This is a genomic window from Nocardia sp. NPDC004278 (assembly GCF_053602975.1).
Genome location: NZ_JBSGEQ010000003.1, coordinates 362,561 through 374,629 on the forward strand (window position 1 = coordinate 362,561; position 12,069 = coordinate 374,629).

At 65.9% G+C, this 12,069-nt stretch carries 16 protein-coding genes and 2 pseudogenes; 11 read left to right on the top strand and 7 right to left on the bottom strand.

What is annotated here, in order from left to right; genetic code table 11:
- Positions 1-61: 61 nt before the first annotated feature.
- A complete protein-coding gene (locus ACWEO2_RS06645) occupies positions 62-346 on the bottom strand; it encodes a YciI family protein (RefSeq protein WP_452404427.1) in 285 nt (94 codons plus the stop codon).
- Between the two features lie 16 nt (positions 347-362).
- Complete coding sequence (locus ACWEO2_RS06650) at positions 363-929, bottom strand: amino-acid N-acetyltransferase (RefSeq protein WP_452404428.1); 567 nt, start codon at positions 927-929, stop codon at positions 363-365.
- 134 nt (positions 930-1,063) lie between these two features.
- Here ACWEO2_RS06650 and pgsA point away from each other — a divergent pair, with 134 nt between their 5' ends.
- The 6 genes and pseudogenes from pgsA to ACWEO2_RS06680 form a co-directional block, all read left to right on the top strand.
- A complete protein-coding gene (gene pgsA, locus ACWEO2_RS06655; RefSeq protein WP_452404429.1) occupies positions 1,064-1,720 on the top strand; it encodes a CDP-diacylglycerol--glycerol-3-phosphate 3-phosphatidyltransferase in 657 nt (218 codons plus the stop codon).
- Complete coding sequence (locus ACWEO2_RS06660) at positions 1,717-2,211, top strand: CinA family protein (RefSeq protein WP_354954695.1); 495 nt, start codon at positions 1,717-1,719, stop codon at positions 2,209-2,211. The genes pgsA and ACWEO2_RS06660 overlap by 4 nt, the downstream gene beginning before the upstream one ends.
- Before the next feature lie 141 nt (positions 2,212-2,352).
- Positions 2,353-2,793, top strand: a complete 441-nt coding sequence (locus ACWEO2_RS06665; protein ID WP_355177759.1) for a helix-turn-helix domain-containing protein — start codon at positions 2,353-2,355, stop codon at positions 2,791-2,793.
- A gap of 202 nt (positions 2,794-2,995) precedes the next feature.
- A complete protein-coding gene (locus ACWEO2_RS06670) occupies positions 2,996-3,832 on the top strand; it encodes a PspA/IM30 family protein (protein WP_354954698.1) in 837 nt (278 codons plus the stop codon).
- A 156-nt stretch (positions 3,833-3,988) separates the two neighbouring features.
- Positions 3,989-4,885 (top strand): phage shock envelope stress response protein PspM, encoded by an 897-nt coding sequence (gene pspM, locus ACWEO2_RS06675; RefSeq protein WP_452404430.1) that lies wholly within the window; start codon positions 3,989-3,991, stop codon positions 4,883-4,885.
- Between the two features lie 256 nt (positions 4,886-5,141).
- Positions 5,142-5,267 (top strand): annotated as a pseudogene (locus ACWEO2_RS06680) (hypothetical protein); the annotation flags it as partial.
- Between the two features lie 14 nt (positions 5,268-5,281).
- On the opposite strand, the gene ACWEO2_RS06685 reads toward ACWEO2_RS06680, so the two are convergent.
- Together ACWEO2_RS06685 and ACWEO2_RS06690 are read right to left on the bottom strand one after the other, a co-directional pair.
- Entirely contained in the window at positions 5,282-5,521 is a 240-nt protein-coding gene (locus ACWEO2_RS06685; RefSeq protein WP_452404532.1) for a hypothetical protein, read from the bottom strand.
- Positions 5,522-5,639: 118 nt separating this feature from the next.
- Positions 5,640-5,984, bottom strand: coding sequence for a hypothetical protein (locus ACWEO2_RS06690; protein ID WP_452404533.1), 345 nt, complete (start codon positions 5,982-5,984; stop codon positions 5,640-5,642).
- Between ACWEO2_RS06690 and ACWEO2_RS06695 the strand changes: the two genes are divergently transcribed.
- A complete protein-coding gene (locus tag ACWEO2_RS06695; RefSeq protein ID WP_452404431.1) occupies positions 5,896-6,324 on the top strand; it encodes a Scr1 family TA system antitoxin-like transcriptional regulator in 429 nt (142 codons plus the stop codon). The genes ACWEO2_RS06690 and ACWEO2_RS06695 overlap by 89 nt on opposite strands.
- A 138-nt stretch (positions 6,325-6,462) precedes the next feature.
- Here the strand turns inward: ACWEO2_RS06695 and ACWEO2_RS06700 are convergent.
- Positions 6,463-7,047 (bottom strand): annotated as a pseudogene (locus tag ACWEO2_RS06700) (esterase/lipase family protein); the annotation flags it as partial.
- 125 nt (positions 7,048-7,172) lie between these two features.
- On the opposite strand from ACWEO2_RS06700, the gene ACWEO2_RS06705 reads away from it, so the two are divergent.
- Positions 7,173-7,442, top strand: coding sequence for a DUF397 domain-containing protein (locus ACWEO2_RS06705; protein WP_452404432.1), 270 nt, complete (start codon positions 7,173-7,175; stop codon positions 7,440-7,442).
- Here ACWEO2_RS06705 and ACWEO2_RS06710 read toward each other — a convergent pair.
- Complete coding sequence (locus ACWEO2_RS06710) at positions 7,390-8,529, bottom strand: L-talarate/galactarate dehydratase (RefSeq protein ID WP_452404433.1); 1,140 nt, start codon at positions 8,527-8,529, stop codon at positions 7,390-7,392. The two genes, ACWEO2_RS06705 and ACWEO2_RS06710, sit on opposite strands and share 53 nt — an antisense overlap.
- A 552-nt stretch (positions 8,530-9,081) precedes the next feature.
- Here ACWEO2_RS06710 and ACWEO2_RS06715 point away from each other — a divergent pair.
- Positions 9,082-9,966 carry a bestrophin-like domain gene (locus ACWEO2_RS06715; protein WP_452404434.1) on the top strand — a complete coding sequence of 295 codons (885 nt, stop codon included), beginning with the start codon at positions 9,082-9,084 and terminating at the stop codon, positions 9,964-9,966.
- A gap of 15 nt (positions 9,967-9,981) precedes the next feature.
- Here the strand turns inward: ACWEO2_RS06715 and ACWEO2_RS06720 are convergent, their stop codons facing one another.
- On the bottom strand, positions 9,982-10,386 hold the full coding sequence (locus ACWEO2_RS06720; RefSeq protein ID WP_452404435.1) for a hypothetical protein: 405 nt from the start codon (positions 10,384-10,386) through the stop codon (positions 9,982-9,984).
- Between the two features lie 236 nt (positions 10,387-10,622).
- Here ACWEO2_RS06720 and ACWEO2_RS06725 point away from each other — a divergent pair, with 236 nt between their 5' ends.
- The gene (locus ACWEO2_RS06725) at positions 10,623-10,796 is read left to right on the top strand and encodes a hypothetical protein (RefSeq protein ID WP_169810825.1); all 174 of its coding nucleotides are present in this window, start codon (positions 10,623-10,625) and stop codon (positions 10,794-10,796) included.
- Between the two features lie 154 nt (positions 10,797-10,950).
- The gene (locus ACWEO2_RS06730; protein WP_452404436.1) at positions 10,951-11,655 is read left to right on the top strand and encodes a PIG-L deacetylase family protein; all 705 of its coding nucleotides are present in this window, start codon (positions 10,951-10,953) and stop codon (positions 11,653-11,655) included.
- Positions 11,656-12,069 lie beyond the last annotated feature (414 nt).

Consider the following 12,069-nt stretch of genomic DNA (forward strand, 5'->3'; position numbering starts at 1 on the left):
CGCTAAAAGTTTGCTGACCGCCGGGTGTTGAACAATGACACGCGGCGGTCAGGCGGTTTCGTCAGGAAGCGAAGGTGCCCATCACCGGCAGCCACTGCACGGCGCGAACCGCATCGATCAGGTTCTCGCGAGCGAACGGATCCTGCGGCAGCAGTTCCTCGAGCGCTGCCTCGTCCGCGACCTGGAACAGCAACAGCGCGCCGGATCCGTCCGCGTAGGGGCCGCTTGTGAGTAGCGAACCCGCCTCGACCAGGCCGTTCAGCCAGGCCCGGTGTTCGGGCCGGAAGGTGTCGCGAGCCTCGATGGTGGCATCGGAGTAGGTGTAGTGCACGGCGAAAATGGGCACGATCGGTCCGTTCTGATCAGAGGTTGAGCAGCATTCGAGTATTGCCGAGGGTGTTCGGTTTCACATAGCTGAGGTCGAGGAATTCCGCGACACCGGGATCGAAGGTCCGGCACATCTCCGCGTACACCTCGGCGGTCACCGGCGTGCCGTCGATCTCGACGAATCCGTGCCTGCCGAAGAACTCCACCTCGAAGGTCAACACGAACAGCCGCCCCAACTCGAGTTCCCTGGCCACCGCGACCAGCCGTTCCACGACCAGCCGTCCGACCCCGTGTCCCTTGACGTCGGGATGCACCGCGACGGTGCGGACCTCGCCGAGATCGGCCCAGAGCACATGCAGCGCACCACAGCCGACCACCCGGCCGTCGAGTTCGGCCACCCAGAATTCCTGCACCGCTTCATACAGTGTGACCAGGTTCTTTTCCAGCAGGATCCGACCGGCGTAGACATCGACCAGGCTCTTGATCTGGGGCACATCGGAGGTTCGGGCGCGTCGCACGATGGGGGCAGATTTGTTCGCGGCAGGTGCCGCGCCCGGATACGCGTCGCTAGTCGAACCACCTAGTGGTCCCCGAGAGGTCATGGGGTGCACAGTAGTCCGCCCGGTTACCGATACTCTGAACGTGTGCCGCACATCCACCCGCTCCGCTCACCGCATCGCGTCGGCATGCGTTGCAGCGGCGTCACGGGGGGTATCGCGCTGGTCGAGGCGGGGGCATGAGCGTGCAGCCAGAAGAGATCGATCGACACTGGGGTGAGCCGGCGGTGCGCTCCGGATTCGTGCCGACGCAGGCCGAACCCGTCGTTCCGCTGATGAATATCGCGAACGTGCTCACCATGCTGCGGATCGCGCTGGTTCCGCTGTTCGTGCTCGCGTTGTTCGCGGGCGGCGGACATCAGAGCGGCTGGCGGATCGCGGCCGCCGCGCTGTTCGGCATCGCCGCGATCACCGATCGCTTCGACGGCCAACTGGCGCGCAAATACGGACTTGTCACCGATTTCGGCAAACTCGCCGATCCGATCGCGGATAAGGCGCTGATCGGTTCGGCGGTGATCGGACTGTCCATGCTCGGCGATCTGGCGTGGTGGATCACCCTGGTCATCTGTGGTCGTGAGATCGGGATCACGCTCTTGCGCTTGGCGGTGGTGCGGCGCGGGGTGATTCCGGCCGGTCGCGGCGGCAAATTGAAGACGCTGGTGCAGTCGGTCGCGATCGCGGTGCTGCTGTTGCCGCTGCACGGGGGACTGGCCACCGCGGGAATGACTTTGATGTATGTGGCCGTCGCGCTGACGGTCGGCACCGGGCTCGACTATCTGGGGCAGGCGGCGCGGGTATGGCTCGCGGGAGGTCCGGGCCGGGCCCGCGGCGCATGACCGATCCGCTGACAACTGGAGCTCCGGTCGTCGAATTGGTGCATGCGCTGAGCGCGGCCGGACAGACCGTGGCGACCGCGGAATCACTGACCGCTGGCCTGCTCGCGGCGACCATTGCCGGGGTGCCGGGGGCGAGTGCGGTGCTGCGCGGCGGACTGGTCGTCTACGCGACCGACCTCAAACACAGCCTGGCCGGTGTCGACGACGAGGTGCTGGCGACGGAGGGCCCGGTGGCCGCGAGTACCGCCGAACAGTTGGCGGTCGGGGCGCGGCTGCGCTGCGGCGCGGATTGGGGGATCGGGCTGACCGGTGTCGCCGGACCCGATTCCCAGGACGGGCATGCCGTCGGCACAGTCTTCCTCGGTCTGGCGGGTCCGGGGCATACCGAGGTCATGCGGTGGAAACTGCGCGGTGACCGGTGGGCGATCAGAATCGGCGCTACGCACAGCGCGGTTCGGGAGTTGCGTCGTATCGTGGGAGACGACCGCTGACGCTGGCGACATGCTGGCGGCATCGAGTTTGCCCCCGTGGGAACCAACCGACCCGCGTTCGACGTTGTGCCAGAAAGGACGGCGTGCGCAGCGCTGGCAGGCGCCCGCGGACCCGGTTACTGGGAACTGAAGGAGAACGACATGACGCTGCTGCGAGAGGCAATCGGGGACAGTCTGCGGCGTGCTCGTCTCGCCCAGAGCCGGACCCTGCGTGAGGTCTCCACCTCGGCACGCGTGAGCCTGGGGTATCTGTCGGAGGTCGAGCGGGGCCGCAAAGAGGCCTCCAGTGAACTGCTCGCCGCCATCTGCGCGGCCCTTGATGTGCCGCTGTCGCGGGTGCTCTGGGATGTGAGCACGATCATGGCCGGTGCCGACGGGCTGCCCGTCGAGGCGCCCGCGCAGACCGCCGACGCACCCGAGTCGGATCGGACCGCCGCGGCCGAGCCCGCCGCCGAGGCCGCACCGGAACCTGCGACCGCCAGCATGTCGGCGGCCGGTGCCCGCACCAAGATCGCCGAGGACACCCGGATCGTCATTCCGGCCCCCAAGGCGGACATGCTGGTTCTGGTGAAGAGCAACTGATCAGACGACAAGAGGTGACGTCCGTGACCGGCGCTGCGGACCGGCGCCGAAAGCGGATAGATTCTGTAATAGGCGTCGGTTGGGCCGGGTTCGCCCGGCCCGGGTGCCAGATGGTGGAGGATAGGCACATATCGGGTGCGTGACGGTCGCGCACTACAGTCGCGGTAAAGCGCGGCGCATCTTATGGAGGCGGGATCAATCGATGGCTAATCCGTTCGTCAAGGCCTGGAAGTACATGATGGCCCTCTTCGATTCGAAGATCGAAGAGCATGCGGATCCGAAGGTCCAGATTCAGCAGGCTATCGAGGAAGCTCAGCGTCAGCATCAGGCCCTCTCGCAGCAGGCCGCATCGGTCATCGGCAATCAGCGTCAGCTGGAGATGAAGCTCAACCGTCAGCTCGACGATGTCGAAAAGCTCAATGCCAATGCGCGCCAAGCCGTTCTGCTGGCCGACCAGGCCGCTGCGGCGGGCGATACCGAGAAGGCGATCCAGTACACCAACGCCGCCGAGGCGTTCGCCGCACAGCTGGTCACCGCCGAGCAGTCCGTCGAGGACCTCAAGGTGCTGCACGACCAGTCGCTGCAGGCGGCCGCGCAGGCCAAGAAGGCGGTCGAGCAGAACGCGATGCTGCTGCAGCAGAAGGTTGCCGAGCGCACCAAACTGCTCAGCCAGCTGGAGCAGGCCAAGATGCAGGAGCAGGTCTCGGCATCGCTGCAGCGGATGGATTCGACGCTGTCCGCGCCCGGCACCACGCCGAGCCTGGATGCGGTGCGCGAGAAGATCGAGCGGCGCTACGCGAATGCGCTGGGCGCCGCCGAACTCGCGGGCAATTCGGTACAGGGCCGCATGCTCGAGGTGCAGCAGGCCAGCATCCAGATGGCCGGACACAGCAAGCTGGAGCAGATCCGCGCCTCGATGCGCGGCGATGCGCTGCCTGCGGGTGGTGCGCCCGCGCCCGCGATCAATCCGGGTGCCGCGCAGGTGAATCCGGCGCAGCCGCAGCCGCAGATGAACAAGGGCCAGACCGCGCAGCAGTAGCGGGTAATTTCCACAGAGATACAGCTCGGCGAGGACTGGTTCGGTGAAGGACATGGCACGGGTACCTGGCGGGTCGGCCGTCGGTTTTGCTCGGGCCCGGCCCTGTCCGGACACTGCCGGTCGCGCTGAGCGGGTTCGCGCTCCTGGGAGGAACCGATGAACTCGCAGGGGCATAGCGAAAAGCTCAACCGCGGTCGTACCGGCCGCCGCCGTAGTGCGGCCATCGTGCGCGCGCAGTCGGCGCTGGCCCCGCAGCCCGGGAGCCTGCCCGACAGTCTGCGTGAGGTGGGTGAGCACGCGCTGGTCGCGGTGCGGCGCTGGGCGGACCCGCGGGAGCGGGAGTTGCGCAAGCGCCGCCGGGCCCGTCGACGCAGTTTCCAACTCGGCACCGTTGGCGGCCTCACGACGGCGGGAACCGTTGGGCTCATGGTGATTTCGGCTCCGGTGTGGGCCGTGGTGGTGGTCGGCGGGGGAGCGGTGGCATTGGTCACCGGTACCGCACTGAGCGCTCGCCGCTATCTTCAGTTGCGCAGCGCCCCACTGCCGCAGGCGACCTTCGTACCGCGCAAGCAGCCGCCGCCGTGGTCATCGGCACGCGGGCCGATCGCCCGCCTGGTTCGCGCGGAGAAGGCGCTGCACGGCCTCGGCACCCAGATCGCCCGCTCGAACCGGCTGCCCGAGGACGAACTCGCCGACATGCTCGAAACCGCGGCATCGGGTGCGGCGGCGCTGCACGCGCTGGCCGCCGACATCGCCGCGATGGAGCAGGCGCTCGGCGCTATGGGGCGCACCAAATCCGTTGCGGCCGTTGGTCTTACCGAGAATATTCAATTCGCGCTCGGCCGCCTCGACAGCGGTGCCGCCGAATACGAACAGGTTGTCGCGGCCGCCGGACGCATTCTTGCGGTCCCCGAAAGCGCTGTCCTGCGACACAATTTCGATGCCATTGTGGCGGATCTGCGGGATGCCGCCGACCGGTTGGACGGCTGGGCGCAGGCGCTTACCGAGGTGGCCGATCAGCACGCGCCAACTCTTCCGCAGCAGGGGAGTTAGTCGGCTATTTCGTTGCCGCGCAACGGATTGCGCGGGGCAGTGATTCGGGCGATGCATCGAGGGCATCGATATTTGTCGGGAGCTGCGCGGGGAGCCGACGACTTCGGGACGGCATTCCATGGTGGGACCGGTCCGTCGGTCCGGCTGAGTCGCGGCAATCTCGCCGCGAGCAGACGTGTGCGCACCCGGTGTCGGTGCCGAACCGTCGGCGCGGCCAGTAGCGGCCGAGCCCGCCAAATCAATGGTTGGCGAACTGATGGAGATCTGCTCGAGGAAGAGTCGAGTTCGCGCTACCCTCCACCGTGCTGGGGTTCGCTTCGCCGAAAACGGCTATCCGAACGCCTCGTTCGCGAAGATCGCCAAACAGGCGGGGCTGAGCAGCACCGGCATGATCTCCTACCACTTTCGGGGCAAGGACGATCTGATCCGCGAGGCGATCGCCGAAATCGTGCGTGTGAATACGGCGTCGTTGCCAAGCTCGACCCCGAGGGCGGCTATACGGCTCGGCTGCGCGCCTACTTCGCGGCCATCCTGGCACTGCTCGACGAGTACCCCGCACATCAACAGGCGCTGGCCAGCATCATCGCCAATTCCCGTCTCGACGACCTGTACACGTTCGGCCTGGTCGAACAGCATCTCGATATCACCCGCAACCAGGAGGCGTGGATACGAGAAGGGCAGCGGGCGGGCGAATTTCGTGACTTCGACCCCACGATCATGGTGCTGGCGATCCAGGGGGCGCGGGAGGCGGCCATTACCCGCGCCCGCCGATCCCGACTTCGATACCGCGGCCTGCGCACGCGAACTGGCCGACCTCTTCGACCATGCCACCGCAACCAATCGTGATCACGACCGGAGCCGAATCATGAACCAACAGCAGACGATTGCGGTCGAGCGCACGCCACAGCAGAAACGTGCCGCCCTGCGCCGCCACCTCGTGCGCCAGCTGATCAGACGCGATGCTGCCTGGGCTGTTGCAGACTGCCGAGTATCGCCGCGAGCTGATCTGGGTGGAATCACCCAACCTGGCTACGTCGGAAGTTGAACGGCGCGTCGAACTTTCGGTGAAGCGGCAGTCGCGCCTGACCGCCTTCAGCAATCCGTTGACGATGACGGTGCTGCTCGATGAGTCCGCGTTGCGCAGGCTGATCGGCCGGAGCTCGCCTCAGATCAGAAGGTCTACCTTCCGGGCTGGGGCTGTTTCTTGGACGCATCGCGTGCGGTACCGGCCTGATCGGTCCTCAGAACTCCGGCCCGCTCCCACATTCCATCGGCACCGGCTGCCCCGGGTTCAGCGCGTTCAGGATCATCGAGTCCACACTCGGGTCGTACGCCAGGCCGCTGTGCCCGACCAGGTCGTCCGAGCACTGGTCCTGGACAACGATGTCGGTGACGCCAGGCTCGTCTATGGCCGCGGCGGACGGCGGGGACACCATTGAGTCGTGCACCGACACGATGGTGGTGTAGCGAATGCCGGTCCGAGCGATGGGGCCGTCGTGCAGACGGGCCATCGCGGCCGAGCCGGCGGAGACGTCCTCGCAGATCCCGCATATGCCCGCGACGAGCCTGCGTAGTCCGAGCCGTGTCGCGTCGGCGACCACTCCGCCGGTGATTCCGTGCGTGGGTGGTGCCAAGGCGACGACCGCGCCGATCTCGTCAGCTGCGGGGTCGGTCTTCGCGAGGTAGAGCGAGACGAACGCGCCACCGGAATGCCCGACGAGGTCGACCTCGGCGGCGCCGGTCTCTGCACGCACCCTGTCGATGAAGGTGGATACCTGCGGCACGGACACCGACACCCCTGCGAGGCCGCCGTCGAAGGCGTTGGTCCCGCCGTAATTCAGGGAGTACACGCAGTACCCGGCATTCGCTAGTTTCGGCCCGATGTGCGCGAACGCGTTGTACTGGTTGGCGGGGAAGCCGTGCACGAGCACCACCGGCTGCGGATGGGCCGCCGACGGTATGCACGGCACGTTCACGCCAGGCGGCGGTTGCGCAGGATCCTGTCCGGAGGCCACGAACCAGGCTTCGCGGGCGATCATCTCCTCGAAAGTCGCCTCCGGTTGCGGACCGGCGGCTGCGGCAGTGCCGGGCGCGACTGCGTTCGGTCCAAAGGCAACCAAGGCGGCGGCCAGGATGGGGCCAACGTATCCGCGTGTTCCCATTTCGAGCTCCGAGGAACGAACGAACTTTTCTCTAAGTCTAGTCCTATAAAATCCTCCGATGTGGAGGAGTGCTCGGTCGGGGAGCCCTCGATCACGCCACGGTGGGAAGCCGGAGTCGCGGCCGAATGGTTAAAGATGCAAGCTACAGCGGCAGCAAGGACGCCTGCGTCGAGGTTGCCTTTCTCGCGGCAGGCCAGGTGGGTGTTCCGGACTCGAAGAAGATCACCGGCCCAGCGTTGACGTTCACACCCACCGAGCGGGACGCGTTCACCGCCGGTGTTGCCAACGGTGAATTCGACCGGTCCACGGAGCTGCTGCTGAACTGCTGGGGCACTGCCAGTTTCAGGATCGGATGGTGTGTTCCGCGACTGTCCAGGCGCGGGCCTGGTCGCTGATGGTTATACCGAGGCCCGGGCGGGATGACAGGTGCATGCGGCCGTCGGCGATCTCGAGGCGTTCATTGAACAGGGGATCGAACCATTCGAAATGCTCCACCCAGGGTTCGCGCGGGTAGGCGGCGGCGAGGTGGACGTGCACCTCCATGACGAAATGTGGTGCGAGTTGCAGATGTTCGCGGTCAGCCATTGCCATGATCTCGAGGAATCGGGTGATGCCGCCGACGCGGGGCGCGTCCGGCTGCACGATATCGATTCCGGCGCGGATCAGTTGGGCATGCTCGGCGACGCTGGTGAGCATTTCGCCGGTGGCGATCGAGGTGTCGAAGGTGGTCGCGAGTTGGGCGTGGCCGTCGAAATCGTAGGCGTCCAGCGGTTCTTCGATCCATACCAGGCGCAGCGGATCGAAGGCGCGGCACATGCGGCGTGCGGTGCTGCGATCCCACTGCTGATTGACATCGACCATCAGCGGCACCCGATCACCGATCTTCTCCCGCACCGCCGTGACCCGGGCCAGGTCGACCGCATTGTCAGGGTGTCCGACCTTGATTTTGATACCGCCGATGCTGCGGTCGAGCGATTCGGTCGCGCGGTCGAGAACGTTTTCGATCGATGCGTGCAGGAAGCCGCCGGAGGTGTTGTAGCAACGCACCGAATCGCGATGTGCGCCGATCAGTTTCGCCAGTGGCAGTCCGGCGCGCTTGGCCTTCAGATCCCACAGCGCGATATCGAAGGCGGCGATCGCCTGCACGGATAGTCCGCTGCGGCCGACCGAGGCTGCGGCCCACATGAGTTTGTCCCAGATCTTGGCGATATCGCTGGGGTCCTCGCCGAGTAGCGCCGGGGCCACCTCGCGGGCGTGGGCGAATTGACCCGGTCCGCCCGCGCGTTTGGAGTAGCTGATGCCGATGCCTTCCAGGCCTGCCTCGGTGGTGATCTCCGCGAACAGCACCGCGACTTCGGTCATCGGTTTCTGCCTGCCGGTCAGGACCTTGGCATCGCTGATCCCGGTGGGCAATGGCAACGTGACCGAGGAAATCCTGACGCTGTCGATCCGGTCGAGAACGGGTGAATCAGTTGCGGCCATGGTGCTTCCTCGCGAACTCGAGCTCGTCGTCGAAATGGGTGACCGGGAAGGAGAGCAGCCCGCGGCCGAGCGCGGGTCCCGATTCCGCGGCGGATAGCTGTGCCACGAATGTCCTCCTGACAATGGATATTTGCGACCTGATCCGGAGATTAGGCCGCGGTCCCGATGCTGGTCCAACACTGTTTGGAAATCGACTGATACTCCAAAGGCATCGGACTGCGACTGCTTCGATATGCCTTGAGTGCCACCACCTTCCAGGACGTCTTCGAACAGCTCGGCACGAATTGTGCTGGGCGGTCATCCATCCGGGCGGCAGCCCCGAATGACTGATGATCGACGCTGTTGGCGATGGCCGTGGGCGACCTCGGCGATCCGGTCATGCGGCGAGATCCGGTGTGCCGGTTCGTCTTGGGAGGTGGCGGCCCTACATGGTTCTGATATTCCTCGTTCCCGCGGTAGCCGCGGTTATTGCAGTGGCCATCTTCGTCATCGGGGATCGACTGCGGCCGCAGTCGTGGGTGGAGCCCCGATAATGAATCGGCGGGATCCCTGGTGCTCGAACTGATCAATACTTTGTTTCTGGCGGTGGTCGCCTTCGTGGTGGTAATCCTCTGGCAGGAGTACGACAATGCGCACAATCACACCGTTGCCGAGGCGAAGGCGCTGGTGGACACCTATTGGGCCGCGCATGCGCTGCCCGATCCGGAACACCGTCGGATCCAGGGGCTGGTGCGGGACTACACCGATCAGGTGCTCACCCAGGAATGGCCGATCATGCAGGCGGACCGGCGGCTGAGTCAGCCGACGCAGGAGACGCTCGACAGCTTGCGCGATGCCGTCGCATCGGTGAACTCGACGGATCCCGACGTCACCGAACTGCGCACGAAGGCGATGGACAATCTCGACGCGGTCGCCGAGGCACGCCAGGACCGAGCCATGGATGCGAGCTATCACTTGCCCGGATTCCTTTATGCGGCTTTGTGGTTCGGCACGGTCCTGCTGCTGTGCACCGCGGTGCTGAACGGTGTCGAGGTCACCGAACGCAGTCTGCTGATGACCGCGCTGCTCGGTGTCGTCGTCGGCAGCGCGGCGACCGGCAGCGCACTGCTGAGCTGTCTGCTCCTACTTCCGGCCCCGGTACCGCCGGAGCCCGGCCTCCCCCTCCAACTCGGCCCGCCGGTACCCGGCCCACAGCCACCGTCGATACCTGCGGCGCCGGTCGTCTCGTCGGAATTCACCGCCGCCGCACCGGCGCCCGCGATCGTGCCGGAAGTGCCGATCCTCGCCGCGCCACGCCGGCCACCGGACGCGGTGGTCGAATCCACCCCGGATCCGATTGCCTGGAACCTGCTGGAGCTGGTGATGGTCATGGTGGTCACGGTGCTGACCGTCGTGCGCCGGATCTCGGTCGGCCGCCATGCCAAGCGGGCCGAGTGACCGGCGGCGGCAGTGCTATTCGGACTTCGACGAATCGCGCTGCTCGGCGATGCGGCGCCGGATCTCATCCCACGACATCGGCAATTCGTCGACGGGCGCGGTGAAGAAGACGAAGGTGGCCTCGCGCATGACCTTTCGCTTGCGCTGCACGGTCGACTTATGCGGTTCGGCGCCCGCGTAGGCATAGATCGCCGCTTTATCGGTCCAGGCGGAGTAGGTCCAGAAGGTGCCCTTCCACATTTCCGCCTGCAAAGCGACACCGAGCGCGCCGGGGGAGCGACGGGCCTGACGCCACAGTGTCAGTGAAGCCAGCAGGAATGCCGGTGCGTGCCAAATGGACTTGACCTCGAGGCGGGAGGCCATGCACTGCGCCTCGGGTGCGTTGGGGGCATTGACGGTCATCCACGGAAGGGTGGGCATGGGGTGCTCTTTCGACTGAAGCGACGGGCTGGTCGCGCCTGGGCGGCGATTGCGCTCAAAGGTCCCACATTCTGCCGCATCTTGTCAATGACAAGATTGTCGAACTGCCCTCAGGGTTAACCCTGATCTTCACCCGGATATCGGTGCTGAGCTGGTGATTTATCGCTTTCGGGCTGTCAGCATGGAGAGGTCGGATCGTCGGATGGCGGTTCGCCCGAGACCTTCTGGAGGCTGGCATGTTGTGGAAAATCATCGGTGTCGTAGCGGTCGTCTGGATCGCGCTCGCCATCATCGGTGCGTTGATCAAGGGGCTGTTTCCGATCCTGGTGATCAGCGCGGTCGTCTTCGGGCTTTACCTGCTGTACAAGGCGGTTTCGGGCTCGGACAACTCCACCGTGAGCAAGCTGTAGCGTCCGCCGGAGCAAAGCCGCACGCCCGCCGGGACTTACGGGCGGTGCGGTGTCGAGAGGTAGGCCGGGCGCCGTCCGATGCGGGCGGCGCCCGGCCTATCCGCGTTTCGGGTGGTGGGCGGTATGAGTTGGGGCGTCTGCTTGAATGATTCGCGTGGAGCAGCTTCCCGAAGACTGGCAGCGTGGCCTCGTGATCGTGGCCCACCCCGACGACATCGAATACGGCGCGGCGGCCGCCGTCGCGCGTTGGACGGGGCAGGGCAAGGACATTCGCTACGTTCTGGTCACCTCCGGTGAGGCCGGGATCGCGGGCGTGCCCCCCGCCGAGGCCGGACCCCTGCGCGAGGCCGAGGAGATCGCCGCCGCCAAGGTGGTCGGCGTGCGCCAGGTGGAATTCCTCGGCTATCCGGACGGCCGTGTCGAGGAATCCCTGGCCCTGCGTCGCGATCTGGCCGCCGCGATCCGGCGCCATCAACCGGAGTTGGTGGTGCTGTTCAACTTTGGTGACACCTGGGCGCCCGGCTACGCCAATAGTGCCGACCATCGCGCCGTCGGCCGCGCCGCACTCGACGCGATCTCCGATGCGGGCAACGAGTGGATCTTCCCCGAACTCGCCGAAACCCCGTGGTCGGCCCGCTTGGCCGCCGTGGTCGGCTCCAATGGCGCTCATGCCGTCGATGTCACCGGCACCCTCGAACAGGCCGCCGCCTCACTGGCCGAACATCGCCGCTACCTCGAGGTGCTCAGCCCCGAGCCGGTCGCCGACCAGGTCCGTGCGGTGATCGATATGGCAACCGCGCCGAAGCCGGGCTTCCCCGCCGCCCGTGCCGTCTGCTTCGAGCTCTACTACTTCGGCTGATCAGCTCCCTGTGACCGAAGTCAATGTCGGATCCGCTGCACGAATATGTGGCGGTTATCACGTTTCCCGGCGGCGACCAGCCCGGTCGTTGAGTGGGCAGCCCGATGAATTGCGTTGCTGGGTGTCAGCTGGTTGTCTGCCGTGGTGGTGAGAATACCGATATGTGGGCGTACCGATCGGTCAGCGGAGCTCGCGTTGAAACTGGAGTGCGACAGAGGGTTTGCGCCCCAGTGTCACGATAGCTAGATTGCATGACTTATGGGTGGTGTCGTCCCGCAACGGGACGGCTATCGCGATTCGTTCGGGTGCGCTCCCCTCGTTGGAGACATTCGATCGTATGATGACGGGCTCGGCCCGTGGCAATCAATCGTCGGTTCGTGAATCGCGATCCACTTATTCGGTGTTGCATCACCG